The organism is Pseudomonas sp. BN417, assembly GCF_029871205.1.
Classification (GTDB): domain Bacteria; phylum Pseudomonadota; class Gammaproteobacteria; order Pseudomonadales; family Pseudomonadaceae; genus Metapseudomonas.
In genome coordinates this window covers 14,940-34,221 of the sequence record NZ_SSOJ01000155.1, presented here as the reverse complement: position 1 = coordinate 34,221, position 19,282 = coordinate 14,940, and the positions used below count along the sequence as shown (strand labels likewise).

The window sequence follows — 19,282 nt, the reverse complement described above, 5'->3', positions numbered from 1 at the left end:
GACAAATCACCTTAGTCGGAACTGAGCTTCTACCAAGGCTTGGCGGGTTCGGCCGCGACTTCGATTTGCCCGGCTTCATCGATTTCCTACGAAGAAACGTGGAATCGCACCCGCGTGGGCGTGATTCGGCCTGACTAATTGCTGTCGGATTGAGGAAACAAACATGGCCAACTTCATCAAGTCTGACCTCGAGTTCATTCTTGAGCAGATTCTCATCGCTGAAGCCCACGCGGCGGGGGCGGACCTGTCGGCGTTGCTACCCAACGCACAGGTGCCCTGGGGCCTGCGCACCATTGACGGTTCCTACAATCACCTGGTCTTCGGCCAGGAGAGCTTCGGTTCGGCGGATAACTTCTTCCCGTTCATGCTCGATCAGCGCTTCCGCAATGAGGGCGACGATGTCTTCGACCTCAACGGTCTCGCCCCGGGCGGCGAGCTGACCAACAACAACTACGCCACCACCGGGCCCCTGGCCGGCAACGTGGTGGACGCCGATCCGCGGATCATTTCCAACCTGATCGTCGACCAGACCATGAGCAATCCGGCGGCGGTCCAGGCCTTCCTCGACGCTGGTCTGGGCACCCAGGCCGACGGCACCCAGATCGACCCGAGCACGCTGCTGCCGTTCCCGGTAGGCACCCTGCTGGGTGGCGATGGCTTGGCGGTCCAGCCGGGGCAGCCCCTGGTTATCCCCAACACCACACCTGACGAAGGGCTGTCCGCACCCTTCAACACCTGGTTCACTTTCTTCGGCCAGTTCTTCGACCATGGCCTGGATCTGGTGCAGAAGGGCAACAGCGGCACCATCTTCATCCCGCTGCAGGAGGACGATCCGCTCTTCGTTCCCGGGGCCGCCACCAACTTCCTGGTGCTGACCCGTGCCACCAACGTGGCCGTGGGCGCTGGCGCCGACGGCCTCATGAACACCGCTGACGACGTGCACCGTCACCTGAACACCACCTCACCCTTCGTCGACCAGAACCAGACCTATAGCTCGCACCCCTCGCACCAGGTGTTCCTGCGCGCCTACGTCTCGACCGCCAATGGTCCGATGGCCACCGGTGAGCTGATCACCAACCGCAACCTGGGCGTCGATGGCAGCTTCGGCACCGGCGACGATACGCCCATTGGCGGCATGGCCACCTGGGCAGTGGTCAAGGCCCAGGCCCGGGACATCCTCGGCATCAACCTGACCGACGCCGACGTCAACAACATTCCGCTGCTGGCCACCGATGCCTACGGCAACTTCATCAAGGGGCCGAACGGCTTCCCGCAGGTAGTGATGAAGGGCTTCGACGAGATCGCCGGAACCGCCGATGACGTGCTGGTGGAAGGCAATCCACTGGCGCCCATCAGCCTGCTCAATGCAGTGCGTACCGGCCACGCCTTCCTCGACGATATCGCCCACGCCGCCAACCCCTATGACAGCCAGACCGGCCAGCTCAAGGGGGCCGATAGCGACTTGGTCGCCGGGGTCGATGATGGCGTCGGCAACACGTTCGACAACGAGCTGCTGGATGCTCACTACATCGCTGGTGACGGCCGGGTCAACGAGAACATCGGCCTGACCTCCGTGCACCACATCTTCCACGCCGAGCACAACCGCCTGGTGCAGCAGACCAAGGACGTGATCCTTGCCTCCGCCGACCTGGCCTTCCTCAGCCAGTGGCTGCTGCCGGGCACGGCGCCGGCGGCGTTCCCGACCACGCAGGCGCAGATCGATGCGCTGCAGTGGCACGGCGAGCGCCTGTTCCAGGCCGCCAAGTTCGGCACGGAGATGCAGTACCAGCACCTGGTGTTCGAAGAGTTCGCGCGCAAGGTGCAGCCCAACGTCGATGAGTTTCTGGCGCCCAACGGGTTCGACTCCACCATAGATCCGTCCATCGTTGCCGAGTTCGCCCATGTGGTGTATCGCTTCGGCCACTCCATGCTGACCGAAACCATCGACCGCCTGGACCCGAATTTCGCCAACAGCGAGATCGGCCTGATCCAGGCCTTCCTCAACCCGCTGGCCTTCGCCGCCAGCGGCCCGACCGCAGAGGAAGCGGCTGGCGCCATCATCCGCGGGCTGACCCGCCAGCAGGGCAACGAGGTCGACGAGTTCGTCACCGAGGCGCTGCGCAACAACCTGCTGGGCCTGCCGCTGGACCTGGCCACCATCAATATCGCGCGCGGCCGCGATGCGGGCGTGCCTTCGCTGAACACGGCACGTCGCAGCTTCTTCGAGGCGACCGGTGACAGCCAGTTGAAGGCCTATACCAGCTGGGTCGACTTCATGGGCAACCTCAAGCATGAGTTGTCCCTGGTCAACTTCATCGCCGCCTACGGCACTCACGGGAGCATCGTCAATGCGACCACTCTCGCGGCCAAGCGGGATGCTGCGATGCTGCTGGTTTTTGGCGACCTGGATCTCAATGGCGACGGTGTGATCGGTGTGGGAGAACAAGGGCCTATCGACCGTCTGGACTTCTTGAACAGCACGGGTGACTGGGCCAATGACTTCAATGGCATCACCACCACCGGCGTGGATTTCATCGACTTCTGGGTCGGCGGCCTGGCCGAAAAACAGATGCCGTTCGGCGGCCTGCTGGGCTCCACCTTCAACTTCGTCTTCGAGACCCAGATGGAGGCGCTGCAGAACGGTGACCGCTTCTACTACCTGGGACGCCTGGCGGGCCTGAACTTCCTCACCGAGATGGAGAACAACTCCTTCGCCAAGCTGGTGATGGCCAACACCAACGTCACCCACCTGCCGGCGGATATCTTCTCCACTCCGGCCTTTACCCTGGAGGTAGATCCGACCCGGCAGTTCACCGGCCTGGGCCTCACCGGGCGGGACGACCCTTCCGACCCTGCGGCGATGTTCGCGCTGGTGATCCGTGACAACCCCGAGACCGTCGGCCCGGATACCAACTACCTGCGCTACACCGGCGAGGACCACGTGGTGCTGGGTGGCACGGCCGGCAACGACATCATGATCGGCAGCATCGGCGACGACACCCTCTGGGGCGATGAAGGCAACGACCGCCTGGAAGGTGGCGACGGCGTCGATAACCTCGAAGGCGGCGCGGGTGACGACATCATCACCGACCTCGGCGGCGACGACACCATCCGCGCCGGGGACGGCAACGACGTCCTGCATGGTGGCAACGGCTTCAACCTGTTGCTGGGCGGCGCCGGTGACGACTTCATCGTCACCGGTGAAGACGTCTCCGACACTTTCGGCGGCCCGGGCAACGACTTCATCTACGGCGCCAAGACCAACCTGCCGACCGCGGGTAACGAAGGCGACGACTGGATCGAGATCGGCACCCAGGACGGCGCACCCGGCGACAACTTCTCCCCCTTCGCCGCTGATGACGTGTTGGGCAACGACGTGTTCATCACCGGCGGCGGCTTCGACGAGGTGATGGGCGAGGGCGGCGACGACATCACGGTCGCCTCCGACGGCTCCGACCACGTCGACGGTGCCTCAGGCTTCGACTGGGCCAGTTACAGCCGCGAGACGCGCGGGGTGACCGCCAACTTGCTGATCGACGACTTCGTCGAGCCCCCGGTGACGGCATCCAACGCAGGCCTGATGGACCGCTTCGCCGGCGTGGAGGGTCTGTCCGGCTCGGCCTTCGGCGACGTCCTGAAAGGCGACAACTCCGATGCCGACTCCATCCCCGGTGAAGGCGCCAACGGCAGTGTCCTGACCAACATCGCCCTGATCAACGGCCTGCAGGACTTCCTCAACCAGATGCTGGGTACCGCGGCGGTACCCGTCGTGACCTCCTTCGCTTCCGGCAACATCCTCCTCGGCGGCGCCGGCAGCGACATCATCGAAGGTCGCGGCGGTAATGACCTGATCGATGGCGACAGCTGGCTCAACGTGCGGGTGCAGATAGGCGCCAATCCCATCGACAGCGTGCTGACCATCAGGGACCTGATCCCACTCATGCTCTCCGGCGCGGTCAACCCGAGCCAGCTGAGCATCGTCCGCGAAATCCTGGATGACAACAATCACGTGGATACCGCGGTCTATTCCGGCCCCCGCGCCAACTACACCGTCACCACCCTCAACGGCGTCACCACTGTCACCGACAACGTCGGCACGGCCGCCCTCACCGAGGGCACCGATTCCCTGGTCAACATCGAACGCATCCAGTTCTCTGACCAGACGCTGGTGTTCGATGCGGCCATCGGCCAGTTCGTCGAGCCCGATCCGCTGCTGGGCCTCAACAGCCTGCCGGTGGGCACGGTGACCATCCTCGATGCCAACAGCAACGCCGTGGACAACACCCCGGCCGTCGGCCAGCTGTTGCGGGCCTCGGTGGCCGGCGTGACCGATGCGGACATCACCGGCGGAACCCTGGCCGGGCGGCCGGTCACCTTTGTCTGGCAGTTCGAGGTGGCGCCCGGCATCTTCCAGGACATCGTCACCCTGGGCGGCGATGCGCCCTCGACAGCATCCCGCGACACCTTCCGCGTCACCGGTGACCTTGACGGCGTGGCGATCCGCGTCAAGGCGATCTACCTGGACGATGCAGACGTGATGGAGACCGCCTTCTCCACGCCCACCGCCGCGGTGGAGGGCATAGTGCCCACCACGCCGGTGGCGCCGATTCCGGCCGAGAGCCCCACCGACCCCATCAATGGCGGCGTGCACCTGATCCGCGGGGACCTGCAGTTCATCCTCGACCAGATCAGGATCTCCGAGCGCCATGCGGCCGGCGAGAGCCTGGCGGATATTCTGCCGAACTCGCGGGTGGCCATGGGGCTGCGTACCGTGGATGGCTCGTTCAACAACCTGGTTACGGGACAGGAAGAGTTCGGCGCGGCGGACGCTCCGTTCCCGACGATGCTGGATCAGTTCTTCCGCGACGAAAACGACGAGGACCCCTTTGCCGGTACCACCAATACCAACTATGCCCAGGACGGGAACGTGGTGGACTCCGACCCGCGGACCATCTCCAACCTGGTGGTGGACCAGACCATCTCCAACCCGGTGGCGGTGCAGGCATTCGTGGACGCCGGGATGGGTGTGCTGGCTAATGGCACGCAGATCAACCCGGCTACCCAGCTGCCGTTCGCAGTGGGCACGCTGCTGGACCTGAATGGTGCGGCCGTTCCGGCAGGGCAACCGCTGTTCATTCCCAACACCGCGCCTGACGAAGGCCTGTCGGCCGGCTTCAACTCCTGGTTCACCCTGTTCGGCCAGTTCTTCGACCATGGCCTGGACCTGGTACACAAGGGCGGCAACGGCATCGTCTTCGTGCCGCTGGCCGACGACGACCCGCTGGTGCTTGGGGGCGATGGCGTGCTCGGCACCACGGATGACCTGCCGGTGGCACAGCGCTTCATGCTGCTGAGCCGGGCCACCAACACCCTGGTACAGGCTGGCGCTGACACTGTGCTGGGCACCTCGGACGACATCCACCAGCACACGAATCTGACCACCCCCTTCGTCGACCAGAACCAGACCTACACCTCCCATGCCTCGCACCAGGTATTCCTGCGCGAGTACGAGCTGAACGCTGCGGGTGATCCGGTCGCCACCGGCAACCTGCTGGACGGCGCCACCGGCGGCCTGCCCACCTGGGCGGAGGTCAAGGCGCAGGCCCTGATGCTCGGCATCATCCTTACCGATGCCGATGTCACCAACCTGCCGATGCTGGTCACCGACGCCTATGGCAAGTTCGTGCCCGGCGCCAACGGCTTTGCCCAGTACGTCACTACCACCGGGACCGTCGAAGGCGTGGCGGGCGGCCTGGCGGTGCCCGGCAACGTGGTGCGCACCAACCATGCGTTCCTCGACGACATCGCTCACAGTGCCAACCCGCGTAGTTCCACCACCGGGGCCCTGCTGACGCCAGACGCCGACGGCGTCGCCGGCACCGACGATGGCAATCCCAACACTTACGACAACGAACTGCTCGACGCCCACTTCGCCACCGGCGACGGCCGCGGCAACGAGAACATCGGTCTGACGTCGGTGCACCATGTGTTCCACGCCGAGCACAATCGCATGGTCGAGCACATCAAGGATGTGGTGCTGGCCAGCAACGACCCGGCCTTCATCGCCGAATGGCAATTGTCGCCCGGTGTCTGGAACGGCGAACGCCTGTTCCAGGCGGCGCGTTTCTCCACCGAGATGCAGTACCAGCACCTGGTGTTCGAGGAGTTCGCCCGCAAAGTACAGCCGCAGGTCGACATCTTCTTCGCGCCGACCCAGGTTTATGACTCCACCATCAATCCGGCCATAGTCGCCGAGTTCGCCCATGTGGTGTACCGCTTCGGCCACTCCATGCTGACCGAGACCGTGGACCGCCTCGACGCCAACTTCGTCGACAGTTCCATGGGCCTGATCGATGCCTTCCTCAATCCGCTGGCGTTCAACCAGCTGAGCAACGGCGCGGGAGGCACCGTCACGGTCAGCGCCGACGAAGCGGCCGGCGCCATCGTCCGTGGCATGACCCGTCAGCTCGGCAACGAGATCGACGAGTTCGTCACCGAGGCCCTGCGCAACAACCTGCTGGGCCTGCCGCTGGACCTGGCCACCATCAACCTGACCCGGGGACGGGATACCGGCGTGCCCTCGCTCAACGCGGCCCGCCAGGAATTCTTCACCATGACCGGGGACACCCAGCTCAAGCCCTATGCCAGCTGGCTGGACTTCGCGATGAACCTGAAGCACCAGGAGGCGGTGGTCAACTTCATCGCCGCCTATGGCACCCATGTGTCGGTGACCAGCGCCACCACCCTGGCGGACAAGCGCGCCGCGGCCTTCGCCCTGGTATTCGGCGGCGACGGTGCGCCGGCCGACCGGATCGATTTCCTCAACGGACCGGCGGCTGCCACCGGGGTGAATGACATCGACCTGTGGGTCGGCGGCCTGGCCGAGAGGCAGATGCCCTTCGGCGGCCTGCTGGGCTCCACCTTCAACTTCGTCTTCGAGACGCAGATGGAGAAACTCCAGGACGGCGACCGCTTCTACTACCTGGAGCGTACCGCCGGCCTGAACTTCCTCACCGAGCTGGAGAACAACTCCTTCGCCAAGCTGGTGATGGCCAATACCAGCGCCACTCACCTGCCGGGGGATATCTTCTCCACCCCGGCCTTCACCCTGGAAGTGGACCCGACCCAGCAGTTCACCGGGCTCGGTGCCACCGGACGCGATGATCCGCTGGGTACCAGCCCGCTGATCCCGCTGGTGCTGCGCAGTGCCAACTTCCTCAAGTACACCGGAGAGGACCACGTGGTGCTGGGTGGCAGCGCCGGCAACGACACCCTGATCTCCAGCATCGGTGACGATACCCTGCACGGCGATGCCGGCAACGACCGCCTGGAAGGCGGCGACGGCAACGACATGATCTTCGGTGGTGCCGGTGACGACATCCTCACGGACAAGGGGGGTGACGACAACATCCAGGGCGGTGAGGGCAACGACGTCATCCATGGCGGCAACGGCATCAACCTGTTGATCGGTGGCTTCGGCAACGACTTCATCATCAATATCGAAGATGCCTCCGAGTCCTTCGGCGGTGTCGGCAACGACTTCATCCTCGGCGTGCGGGCCAACGAGTTCGTCTTCGGCAACGAGGGCGACGACTGGATCGAACGCGGGATGCCCGACGGCGCGGCCGGCGACAACTTCGATTCCTTCGGCAATGACCCGATCATCGGCCATGACGTCTTCCTCGGCGAGTTCGGCATCATCGACCGCATGGACGGCGAGGGCGGTGACGACGTCATGATGGGCAACGGCGGCGAGGGCGACCGCTACGTCGGCATGTCGGGCTTCGACTGGGCGGTGTTCAAGGATGACCCGGCCGGAGTCAGCATCGACATGCGCCTGCGCGCCTTTAACGAGGCCCCCATCGCCCCCGGCGCCACCTCCGTGCTGTCGCGCTTCGAGTCCACCGAAGGTGTGTCGGGCTCGGCCTTCAGCGACCTGATTCGCGGCGACGATGCCGATGCGGCGCTTATCGCCACTTCAGGCGCCCATGGCAGCGTGATGACCAACTTCAGCCTGATCAGCGGGCTGCAGGCGTTCCTCGGCACGGCAGCGGCAGGGGGGGATACCCTGGTCGGAACGGCCGACGACCAGTTCGGCAGCGGCAACATCATCCTCGGTGGTGCCGGTAGCGACACCCTCGAGGGCGGTGGCGGCGATGACCTGATCGACGGTGACAAGTGGCTGAATGTGCGCATCAGCGTCCGGCAGAACGCCGATGGCACTGGCCCCGAGATCGCCAGCTTCAACAACCTGAAGCAAATGGCCCCCTTCATGGTCAACGGCACCTACAACCCGGGCCAACTGGTGATAGTCCGGGAGATCCTCCAGGCTACCGGGCCCAACTACGACACGGCGGTGTTCCGTGGCAATGTTGGTGAATATGACATCCAGATCGACAACAACGGCACCACGATCGACTTCAGTGACGACGTCATCACCGTCGTTGACTCGGTCGCCGGCCGCGATGGGACCGACCGCCTGACCGGCATCGAGCGCCTGCAGTTCGCCGACGATATGCTGGAGGCCGCCCCCGGCGACAACAGCCTGCCGGATGGACTGGCCAGCATCAATGACATGACGCCCGAGCTCGGCACGCTGCTCAAGGCCTCGGTACCGAATGTCAGCGATGCGGACAACCCCGGCGGCACCATCACCGGCAACGTCGCCTACTTCTGGCAGGTGGACAACGGCGACGGCGTCTTCGTCGACATCGAGACCCTGGCCGCCGGTGGCGAGCTGAACGCGGCGGCCGGACCGACCTTCCGCGTCACCGCTGACCTGGTCGGGCTGCAACTGCGGCTCAAGGCAGTCTACCGCGACGCCAAGGGCGTAGTGGAGACCGTGTTCTCGGCGCCGACCGCTGCGGTGCTCGCCACTGCCGCGCCGGATGCGACCACCGGGGAACCGTCGATCAGCGACATGAGCCCGACCCAGGGCCAGGGGCTGATCGCCGGGCAGGGCACCATCGACGACCCGGATGGGCTCACCACCTCGATCTTCACCTACCAGTGGCAGTCGTCGAGCAATGGGGGCGCCTTTACCAACATGGCCGGGGCGACCAACCGCGGCTTCACGCCGACGGCGACGCATGTCGGCCAGCAACTGCGGGTGGTCGTCACCTTCACCGATGACTTCGGCACGACCACCTCGCGCACCTCGGCTGCGACGGCTGTAGTAGGTGCCCTTATCACAGGTACTGCCGGGGTCGACAATCTGGTCGGCACCATCGGGGCCGACAGGATAGATGCGGGCGACGCCAACGACCTCCTGCAGGGCGGGCTGGGTGACGATACCCTCGTCGGTGAGGGCGGCGACGATATGCTCATCGGCGGCACCGGGGCCGATACGATGGTCGGCGGCGTCGGCAACGACACCTACGAGATGACCGACGCCGCCGACGTGGTCACTGAACTGGCCGGCGGCGGCAACGACACGGTCTGGACGGCAGTGTCGAACACCACCCTGGGTGCCAACCTTGAGAACCTGTACTTCGGCGGCCTGGGTGACTTCGTCGGTACCGGCAACGCGCTGGACAACATCATCGTCGGCGCCACGGGCAATGACTTGCTGCGCGGCGGCGAGGGCATGGATACGATGTTCGGCGGCGCCGGCAACGATATCTACGAGGTGAGGGAGTTCGGCGATGCCGTCATGGAGCAGGGCGGTCAGGGCGAGGACATCGTCTATACGTCGCTGACGACCTATGCGCTGCCCGACAATGTCGAGAACCTGCACTTCGTTGCCACGGCGAATGTCAAAGGCATCGGTAATGCGCTGGCCAACAACATGGTGGGCGGCAGCGGCAACGATATGCTCATTGGGGGCGCAGGCGCGGATACCATGTCCGGTGGCGCCGGCAGTGATACCTACGAGGTGACGGACCTGGGCGATAGCGTCTTGGAGCTGGGCGGGGCTGGCGATGACAGTGTCTGGACCTCGCTCGGGAGCTATAGCCTGACGGACAACGTCGAGAACCTGTACTTCGGCGGTATCGGCAACTTCACCGGTGTGGGCAATGCGCTGGCCAATATCATGGTGGGTGGCAGTGGCCATGATGTACTCATCGGCGGGGCGGGCGCGGATACCATGTTCGGCGGCCAAGGCAACGACATCTATGAAGTGACGGATGTCGGCGACGCGGTGATGGAACTGGCCAACGCCGGGCTGGACTCCGTGTGGACCGGGCTCGCGTCATACGTCCTGGGCGACAACGTCGACAACCTGAACTTCGGCGGTACGGGCAACTTCATCGGTGCCGGCAACACGCTGGACAACACCCTGGTGGGGGGCGCGGGGAACGATGTGCTGGCGGGCGGTCTTGGCAACGACATCATGAATGGCGGCCTGGGCAACGACATGTTCGTGTTCGGCAGCGGCCATGATGCGGTGCTGGGCTTCGGCGCCAACCCGGATGGCAGCCAGGACCAGATCAACGTCGCGGCTCTGGGCATCACCGCGGCGAGCTTCGCCGCCGATGTGGCCATCACCGGTGTTGCCGGCAGCACGGTGGTGACCATCGGCGCCAATACCCTGACCCTGGTGGGCGTGGCCGATACCACCAGCATCACGCAGGCGGACTTCATCCTGTCCTGAGGAGGCAGGCCGGAAGCCGATTATCGCAACTGAAAAAGGGATGGGGCGCATTGCGCCCCATCCCTTTTGCCCGTCTGTGGAAATCGTCCTTGCTGCTGCTTGATATTTCGAACGGCCGGTGCGTATTTTTGTACAGACCGCACTATGGAGCGGCCGTCGTGTACAAGGACAACAATCATGACTAGCAAAGTCCGCAGCCCGCTCGCCGAGCGCCTGGCTGGCGTTGAAGAGGTCGAGTGCGTTACCCCGGACCTGAACGGAGTGATGCGGGGCAAGGTGATGACGGGGGAGGGGTTCCTTTCCGGGCGCCGCCTGCAACTGGCCAGGGGCGTGCTGTTGCAATGCATCATGGGCGGCTACCCGCCGGCACGCTTCTATGGCAGCGATGATGGTGACCTGGCCCTCGTCGCGGAGGCGAGCCAGGTGCACCGCCTGCCCTGGAGCGAAAGGCCGCGCGCCCTGGCTATCTGCGATGCCCAGGAGCTGGATGGCCGGCCATCCGGGCTTTCCACCCGCGGCCTCCTGCGCAAGGTGGTGGAGCGCTATGCGGCGCATGGCTGGAAACCGGTGGTGGCTACAGAGCTGGAGTTCTTCGTCTTTGCGCCCAACCCCGATCCGCGACAGGCCTTCGAGCCGCCGCTGGGCCTGGATGGCCGCCGCGAGACGGGTTGCTCGGCATTCAGTGTGTCGTCCAACAATGGCTTGCGGCCGTTCTTCGAGGAGGTCTATCGCGCCATGGAGGGGTTCGGCATGCCGCGCGACACCTTCATGCACGAGATGGGCATCAGCCAGTTCGAGATCAATTTTCTCCACGGCGACCCGCTCTTGCTCGCGGACCAGACATTTCTCTTCAAGCACCTGCTGAAAGAGATTGCGCTCAGGCATGGTATCCAGGTGGTGTGCATGGCCAAGCCACTGGCACATACGCCGGGCAGTTCGATGCACATCCACCAGAGCGTGGTGACGAGCGATGACGGCCGGAACATCTTCAGTGACGACCAGGGGGAGCCGACCGCTGCGTTCGCGCATTTCATCGGCGGGCAGCAAGCGGCCATGGCGGACTTCACCGCACTGTTCGCGCCCAACGTGAATTCCTACCAGCGGCTCTGCCACCCCTATGCCTCGCCGAACAATGCCTGCTGGTCCCATGACAATCGCGCGGCGGGCCTGCGCATTCCGGCCAGCGCGGCGGTGGCCAGAAGGGTGGAAAACCGCCTGCCCGGGGCCGACGCCAACCCCTACCTGGCCATTGCCGCCAGCCTGGCGGCGGGGCTTTACGGGATGGAACAGCAATTGCGACCGAGCGCGCCGATCCAGGGCGAGTTCGACGCGCCCGACGAACTGCTGCTGCCCTGTACCCTGCATGGGGCCATCGAACGTCTGAAACGCAGCGATCTGGCGCGTGAACTGTTCGGCAAGGAGTTCATCGAAGGCTACATTGCTACCAAGACGATGGAGCTCAGCAGCTTCTTCGATGAGATCACGCCCTGGGAACGACGCATCCTCGCTTCCCAGGTGTGATCGCCCAAGGGCCGTCCGATCGGGCGGCCCTCCCTGTACATGGAGCCGCCTGGAGCGCCGATGCATCGGATCTGGAAGTCGTTTCGCGCACTGTATTTCGCCACCCTGCTCATGCTGATCGGCTCCGGCCTGCTCAGTACCTACCTGGGGCTGCGTCTGGCCGCCGACAAGGTGGACGGGCTCTGGGTCGGCGCCCTGATGGCGGCCAACTATTTCGGCCTGATCCTTGGCGGTAAGCTGGGTCACCGACTGATCGCCAGGGTCGGGCACATCCGTGCCTATGTGGCCTGCGCCGGGGTGGTGACGGCGGCGGTGCTCGGTCATGGGCTGATCGATATCCTGCCGGTGTGGCTGTTCATGCGGATGCTGGTGGGCCTGGGCATGATGTGCCAGTACATGGTGATCGAGAGCTGGCTCACCGAGCAGGCCGACGCCAGCCAGCGTGGGCAGGTATTCGCCGGCTACATGGTGGCCTCCTACCTCGGTCTGGTGCTGGGCCAACTGGTCCTGGTGCTGCACCCGGGGCTGGGACCGGAGCTGCTGATGCTGGTCGCCATGTGCTTCGCCCTGTGCCTGGTACCGGTGGCCCTGACTCGCAAGTTGCACCCGGCGCCCCTGCACCCGGCGCCGCTGGAGCCGCGCTTCTTCATCAAGCGGGTGCCGCAGTCGATGACCACGGTGCTGGTCTCCGGCCTGGTGATCGGTTCCTTCTACGGTCTTGCGCCACTCTATGCGACCGCCCAGGGCCTGCCCATCAACCAGGTGGGCTTGTTCATGGGCACATGCATCCTCGCCGGCCTGTTGGTGCAGTGGCCGCTCGGCTGGCTGTCCGACCGCCATGACCGCGCCGTGCTGATCCGCAGCACGGCGGCCTTGCTCGCACTCTCCGCGCTGCCGCTGGCGATCATGCCCGAGGTTCCGCTGGAGGTTCTGTTCCCGGTGGGCTTCCTGGTCTGTCTGCTGCAGTTCAGCCTTTATCCGCTGGCGGTGGCCTTCTCCAATGACCATATAGAGGCTGAGCGTCGTGTTTCGCTCACCGCGATGCTGCTGATCACTTTCGGTGTCGGCGCCAGTATCGGCCCGTTATTGACCGGCGCACTGATGAAGCAACTGGGGCCGAACATGCTCTATGCCTTTGTCTGCTTCTGCGCGGCGGTCCTGGTGTTGCGGGTGCGTCCGGATGCTGTCACCGGCCTGCACCGGGTCGACGAGGCGCCGCTGCACCACGTGCCCACGCCCGACAACATGATCAGTTCGCCGTTGGTTGCGGCCCTGGACCCGCGAGTCGACGAAAAGTCGGTGCACGACCAGATGCAGAATGGCGATGGGGCACCGCCGTCTGACGTGCCACCCGAGGACATTCCGGAGCAGCCGCAGCCCAACAAGTAGTGGCCCAACGCCACACCGTTTTTGCCCAATGATCGACCGGTGTGGCTACCTGAGCTTCAAGCCCAAGGCCTGCCTTGGGACTTCAAGGAGGAATTGGTCATGATGTTGAGCATCTCCCTGCATTTGCTGGCCAGCGCCCCGCAGGCCGGCAAGCTTGACCCCAGGCTCGTTCCGGCGCTGGGGGAGGAGGGGGTGAGCCGGTTGCATCGACAACTGGTGGCACGGGTTCTCAATCTCCCGCCCATGGGCTTCAGCGAGCGGATCTTCTGGATCGAGGATGGACCGGACGAGGCCCTGGAAGCCCTGGCCGAGGACAATGACTGGATGGTGGTTGGGCAACCGGTCGGGGACCTGGGGGAACGAATGCGCCGCATTGCCGCCTTGGGTCTGTCGGAGAACGATGCTGTGGTGCTCATCGGCCAGCATTGCCCGATGCTGGATGCCGACTACCTGTCAGCCGCCTGCGAGGCATTGGCCGAACACCAGGCCGTGCTGGGGCCGACCGAGGGCGGCCGCTATGTGCTGCTTGGCCTGCGTTGCGTGCATCCGCGCCTGTTCGAGGGCATGCCCTGGGGCAGCAATCAGGTGCTGGCGCGGACCTGCGAACGCCTGCGGCAGCTGGAGTGGCAGCATGGCCTGTTACCGTCGCTCTGGGAGCTGGACCGACCCGAGCATCTGCCGCGCCTTAGTCGGTTGGGGTTCAAGCTCGGGGTCGCCTGAGGCAGGCTGCCTGCTAGAAGAGTTCGTCCTTCTCGAAACGCCGCGCTTCGCGTTGCAGCTGGTAGACGAAGCGCTCGACGTTGCGTTGCACCAGGCCGCTCATGTTATGGAAGCGAATCCCCGCGAAGCTCATGCCGAGCTTCTCGTCGAAGCGCACATGGCGCAGTTCGACGGGCGTGGTAATGGGACCGATCGGCAGCTTGGCGCTGAAGCGTTCATAGACCTGGCCCGGTTGCAGGCGCCCGTTCAAGTCACCTTCGAAGCGCAGTTTGCAGCCAGTGGCGGAGATATCGAGCATCATCCCGTTGATCGGCTCCTTCAGCTTGTCGCCGTCCAGTTCGATAGCCACCAATTGGGTCTGCTTGAGCGTCGCACGGTAGGCATTGCGCCGCTGGTGGTAGGTCACCTCGGCGGGCAGGGCGCACCAGTAGCAGCGGTCGCCTTCGAACTCGCCGATGGTGGCCGGCTGGAGGGTTTCCCAGGCGATGCGTACACCTTCGCGAAAACCTTCGATGCGGAAGGTTTCGCCGCTCTTCAGGAAACGCTCGCCATCGTTCGGGATGATTTCGTCCAGGGCGAGCAGGCCGCGCTCGCGATCCACTTCCACCAGGTAACTCTGGAAGCGTTGGTTGCGGTCATGGAAGGTAATGATCAGCGGATCGCGGTGCTGCTGCAGCAGACGAAGATTGGCCAGGATCTCGACCGGTGCCTTGAGCACCTTGGGCGGTTGCGGGCCGTTTTCTTCGTGGAATGGGTTGGACACGGTCCTGGTCTCTCCAAACGCAAAGCGGGCTGCACAAAGCATGGCGGCATCGTGCCTTCATGTCTCGGTGGTCTTCTTCTAATGTCGTGTCAGGCCTGGCTGAGCGGGCGCTGCTGGCCGATTCTAGCGGCAGCGCCACGGCTGTCATAGAGTCCGGGTGCGTCACTGCCGCGCAGGATACCGAGCATGCTGCCGACCGAAGCCCGGTTGGCGCGAATCAGCCGTCCATTGCGCTGATTGGCGGACTGGCAGCCCTCCAGCAATTGGCCGAGTTCGTCGCTGCGCTCGAGGAGCTCCTGGCCAAGGGGGGAGCGTTCGGCCAACTGTTGCAGGCCGGCGCGGTCGGCGCTGAGGTTGAGGCTGGCGAGCAGCTGGCTGCGCTGGCGGCCGTGCTGGTCGAGCAGGGCGAGCAGGGGTTGCTTGTCGGCGAGGAGAAGCTCCAGGCGGGCCAGGTCGCGCTCGCCCAAGGCCTGGAATTCCTCGTCCATCAGCTCAAGCAATCGCTTGGCGTGGCCGATATCGTCGGTGAACAGCTGGAGCAGGTTGGTGTCGTGCATTACGCGCTCTGGGGATCGGGCGTCCAAGTTCCCCAGCGCCGCCCGTGGACTAGCGCTGGGATTCGAAGTTCAGCAGCTTGCTGGCCACGCGCTTGCTGTCGACCTGGTAAGAGCCGTCGGCAATGGCCTGCTTGAGTTTTTCCACGCGCTCCTTGTCCACTACGGGCAGGTCGCGCAGTTTTTCGCCGGCCTGTTGCAGCACCTGGACATCGCTGCTCAGTTGCACGGAATCGTCGCTACGGGCAACCGGGGCCTGCTCACCAGCATTAGCGGTGGCAGCAGGCTGGCCGCTGGTGACGGTCTCGCTCTTGCCGCCGGCCTGAGTGTTGCCGGTACGCCCCGAGCCAGCGGGCGTGGGGCCGTTATTGAGCCGATTGAAGTCGATAACCATGATGTTGAACCTCGGACGCAATTTGGACGCTTACCGTATTATCGGCCCTGTCCGGGATAACTTTAGAAAATTCTTCGGTACCGGCCGAGTTTAGAAAATCAGCCCTCCCGGGTGCCAGCGGAGTCATCCCTACATATCCACCTGGACTTGCCCCGGGCCCTTGACGCGGGCCTTGACCACGCGGCCGGAGCTCAGGTTGCGCACGCGAATCTGTTCGCCCGGCGCGCCGTTGGCCAGGGCCTCGCCCGGCATGCGCACGTTGATCGCCGTGCTCGTGGCGCTGATCACCACCTGGTCGCCCTTGCTCACCACTTCCGCCCGTTGCAGATGCAGCGGCGCCAACACCTGATCGGGCAGCAGCGCACGGGTGGTCTTCTGGCCGAGGATCTGGCCGGGGTCGGAGAGGAACCCCTGGTTCAGGGTGCCGACGTCCCGCTCGGCCAAGGCAACGTCCTGGGTCCCGATAGGGGCGCCACGGCGCAGCGAGCGGGTCACCACCACCACTTCACGGTAAAGCCTGACCTGGGCCGGGACGAACACCGTCCAGGGGGCGCTGCCGTCGCAACGGACACGCACCGTGACCCTGCCCAGTGGCTGTGCCGGGCTCTCCAGGCTTGCTGCCAATTCCTTGTCGCACAACGCCAGGCGCAGTCGCGGATCGAGGCGGTTGACCCGGATTTCGCTACGACCCTGGATGTTGCCGCGCTGCAGATATTCCTCCACTGCGTACTCAAGAAAGCCCTCGGCCGTGCCGATAAGCACCTCGGGCGAAGTCAGGGTCGCGCTCGACGCCGGGCCGTAGCCGAGACAGCACAAAGCGGGTAAAACAGCCGCAAGCGATTTGCAGCGTTTTGCCATCAGGCGTCGGAAAAGCGTCGTCGTAGCGTTCATGCAAACTGAGAAGCAAGGCTCGTGCCGCCTGCTGGGCTGAGCGTTCAATGGCTTGTAGATAGGAGTCTGGTCATGGCCGGTGTTTTGGATTCGGTTAACCAGCGTACCCAACTGGTCGGGCAGAACCGCCTGGAGTTGCTGCTGTTCCGCCTCGACGGATCACAGCTATACGGGATCAACGTGTTCAAGGTGAAGGAGGTGCTGCAGTGTCCCCGCCTCACCCTGCTGCCCAAGTCCAGTCCGGTGGTACGCGGGGTGGCGAATATCCGTGGGGGTACCATTCCGATTCTCGACCTGTCCATGGCGACCGGGCGCAGGGGCCTGGATGACCTGAAGAACAGCTTCGTCATCATCACGGAATACAACACCAAGGTGCAGGGCTTCCTGGTCCGCTCGGTGGAGCGCATCGTCAACATGAACTGGGAAGAGATCCATCCGCCACCCAAGGGCACCGGTCGCGACCACTACCTGACGGCCGTCACCCGGGTCGACAAGCAACTGGTGGAGATCATCGATGTCGAGAAGATCCTCGCCGAAGTGGCGCCTGCGTCGGAAGTGGTGTCCGCCGGGATAGTGGACGTCGAGACCCAGAACAAGGCTCTCAGCAAGCGGGTGCTGATCGTCGACGACTCCTCTGTGGCGCGCAAGCAGGTGATCCGCTGCCTGGAGTCCGTCGGCGTCGAGGTCAAGGCCCTCAACGACGGGCGCCAGGCCTACAACTACCTGCGAGAGATGGTCGAGGAGGGCCGGTCGCCGGAGCAGGAATTGCTGATGATGGTTTCCGACATCGAGATGCCGGAGATGGATGGCTACACCCTGACGGCGGAGGTCCGCAACGATCCGCGCATGCAGAAACTGCATATCCTCCTGCATACTTCGCTTTCCGGCGTGTTCAACCAGGCGATGGTGAAGAAGGTGGGCGCGGACGATTTCCTCGCCAAGTTCAAGCCGGATGACCTGGCAGCGCGAGTGGTGGAACGTATCAAGGTAACGGATGGGGGCTGACGGCACGGCCCCCTGACATGGAAACTGATTGGTGAGGCGCCCCTAGTGTCTTCAGGCAATGTGGAATTCGAGCAGTTCCGGGTGTTCCTGGAAAAGACCTGCGGCATCCTGCTGGGCAGCAACAAGCAGTACCTGGTCTCCAGCAGGCTGAACAAGCTGATGGAGCAGAATGGCATCAAGACCCTGGGCGAGCTGACCCAGCGCATCCAGGGTTTCTCCCGTGGCGGCCTGCGCGAGCAGGTGATCGACGCCATGACCACCAATGAAACCCTCTGGTTTCGCGATACCTATCCCTTCGAGGTGTTGAAGAGCCGGGTATTGCCCGAGCTGATCAAGGCCAACCCGAACCAGCCGCTGCGGATCTGGTCGGCGGCCAGTTCCTCGGGGCAGGAACCTTTCTCCATTTCCATGGCGATCGACGAGTTCGAGAAGGTCAACCTCGGCCAGCTCAAGGCCGGTGCGCGCATCGTCGCCACGGACCTGTCGAGCTCCATGCTGGCGGCCTGCCGCTCCGGCGAGTACGACAGCCTGGCCATGGGGCGCGGATTGTCCCAGGAGCGTCTGACTCGTTACTTCGACCCGAAGGGACCGGGGCGCTGGGCGGTGAAGCCGGCGATTCGCAGCCGGGTGGAGTTCCGCCCGCTGAACCTGCTGGACAGCTATGCGGTGCTGGGCAAGTTCGACATCGTCTTCTGCCGCAACGTGCTGATCTACTTCTCCGCGGAAGTGAAGAAGGACATCCTCACCCGCATCCACGCCACCCTGAAACCGGGCGGTTACCTGTTCCTCGGCGCCTCCGAGGCGCTCAACGGCCTGCCGGATCACTACCAGATGGTCCAGTGCAGTCCGGGGATCATCTACAAGGTGAAATGAAAGAGGGGAGGCCGGTGGCCTCCCTTTTTCATTTCCTGTGCCCACCCGCCTTTGGTGGACCGGTGAAGCGTGGTCCACACTACAGGGGCGCCGTGTAGGGTGAAAATCCGCGTAGCGGATTTCCACCACCTGATGCTCGCGGGACTAGACCAGCGTCAGGGTCACGTTGATATTGCCGCGCGTGGCATTGGAGTAGGGGCAGACGATATGCGCCTTGTCCACCAGATCGCGGGCCGCCTGCTTGTCCAGCCCGGGCAGGGAGATCTTCAGCTCCACCTCGATGCCGAAACCGGTGGGCAGGGTGCCGATGCCGACCGCGCCTTCTATGGAGGTGTCCTCACTGAGGGTGATCTTCTCCTTGCCGGCGACGAACTTGATGGCCCCTAGGAAGCAGGCCGAGTAGCCGGCCGCGAACAACTGCTCGGGGTTGGTGCCGTCACCGCCAGCGCCGCCCAGTTCCTTGGGCGTGGTCAGCTTCACATCCAGCACGCCGTCCGATGACACGGCTCGGCCTTCGCGGCCGCCGTAGGCTTCGGCGTAGGCGGTGTACAGGGCTTTTTCGATGGGCATGGCAGGTC

Annotated in this window: 11 protein-coding genes; 6 read left to right on the top strand and 5 right to left on the bottom strand. The window is 64.3% G+C overall.

What is annotated here, in order from left to right; all coding sequences use genetic code 11:
- The first annotated feature begins 163 nt into the window (after positions 1-163).
- From E8F11_RS25220 to E8F11_RS25205, 4 genes are all read left to right on the top strand, one after another.
- Positions 164-10,594: a peroxidase family protein gene (locus E8F11_RS25220; RefSeq protein WP_280291648.1), complete on the top strand. Its 10,431-nt coding sequence runs from the start codon at positions 164-166 to the stop codon at positions 10,592-10,594.
- A gap of 279 nt (positions 10,595-10,873) precedes the next feature.
- Positions 10,874-12,115, top strand: a complete 1,242-nt coding sequence (locus E8F11_RS25215; protein WP_280291652.1) for a glutamine synthetase family protein — start codon at positions 10,874-10,876, stop codon at positions 12,113-12,115.
- A gap of 60 nt (positions 12,116-12,175) precedes the next feature.
- Positions 12,176-13,504, top strand: coding sequence for an MFS transporter (locus tag E8F11_RS25210; RefSeq protein ID WP_280291647.1), 1,329 nt, complete (start codon positions 12,176-12,178; stop codon positions 13,502-13,504).
- A gap of 99 nt (positions 13,505-13,603) precedes the next feature.
- The gene (locus E8F11_RS25205; protein ID WP_280291646.1) at positions 13,604-14,224 is read left to right on the top strand and encodes a TIGR04282 family arsenosugar biosynthesis glycosyltransferase; all 621 of its coding nucleotides are present in this window, start codon (positions 13,604-13,606) and stop codon (positions 14,222-14,224) included.
- A gap of 13 nt (positions 14,225-14,237) precedes the next feature.
- Here E8F11_RS25205 and E8F11_RS25200 read toward each other — a convergent pair whose 3' ends face one another.
- The 4 genes from E8F11_RS25200 to flgA form a co-directional block, all read right to left on the bottom strand.
- Positions 14,238-15,029, bottom strand: coding sequence for a flagellar brake protein (locus E8F11_RS25200; protein WP_280291645.1), 792 nt, complete (start codon positions 15,027-15,029; stop codon positions 14,238-14,240).
- A gap of 47 nt (positions 15,030-15,076) precedes the next feature.
- On the bottom strand, positions 15,077-15,544 hold the full coding sequence (gene flgN / locus E8F11_RS25195; RefSeq protein WP_280291644.1) for a flagellar export chaperone FlgN: 468 nt from the start codon (positions 15,542-15,544) through the stop codon (positions 15,077-15,079).
- A 49-nt stretch (positions 15,545-15,593) separates the two neighbouring features.
- Positions 15,594-15,935 carry a flagellar biosynthesis anti-sigma factor FlgM gene (flgM, locus tag E8F11_RS25190; protein WP_280291643.1) on the bottom strand — a complete coding sequence of 114 codons (342 nt, stop codon included), beginning with the start codon at positions 15,933-15,935 and terminating at the stop codon, positions 15,594-15,596.
- A gap of 129 nt (positions 15,936-16,064) precedes the next feature.
- Positions 16,065-16,826, bottom strand: coding sequence for a flagellar basal body P-ring formation chaperone FlgA (gene flgA, locus E8F11_RS25185; protein ID WP_280291642.1), 762 nt, complete (start codon positions 16,824-16,826; stop codon positions 16,065-16,067).
- Positions 16,827-16,898: 72 nt separating this feature from the next.
- Between flgA and E8F11_RS25180 the strand changes: the two genes are divergently transcribed.
- Both E8F11_RS25180 and cheR read left to right on the top strand, forming a co-directional pair.
- Positions 16,899-17,831, top strand: a complete 933-nt coding sequence (locus E8F11_RS25180) for a chemotaxis protein CheV (protein ID WP_280291641.1) — start codon at positions 16,899-16,901, stop codon at positions 17,829-17,831.
- Between the two features lie 45 nt (positions 17,832-17,876).
- On the top strand, positions 17,877-18,704 hold the full coding sequence (gene cheR, locus E8F11_RS25175) for a protein-glutamate O-methyltransferase CheR (RefSeq protein ID WP_280291640.1): 828 nt from the start codon (positions 17,877-17,879) through the stop codon (positions 18,702-18,704).
- Between the two features lie 144 nt (positions 18,705-18,848).
- On the opposite strand, the gene E8F11_RS25170 is transcribed toward cheR, so the two are convergent.
- Complete coding sequence (locus E8F11_RS25170) at positions 18,849-19,274, bottom strand: organic hydroperoxide resistance protein (protein WP_280291639.1); 426 nt, start codon at positions 19,272-19,274, stop codon at positions 18,849-18,851.
- Positions 19,275-19,282 lie beyond the last annotated feature (8 nt).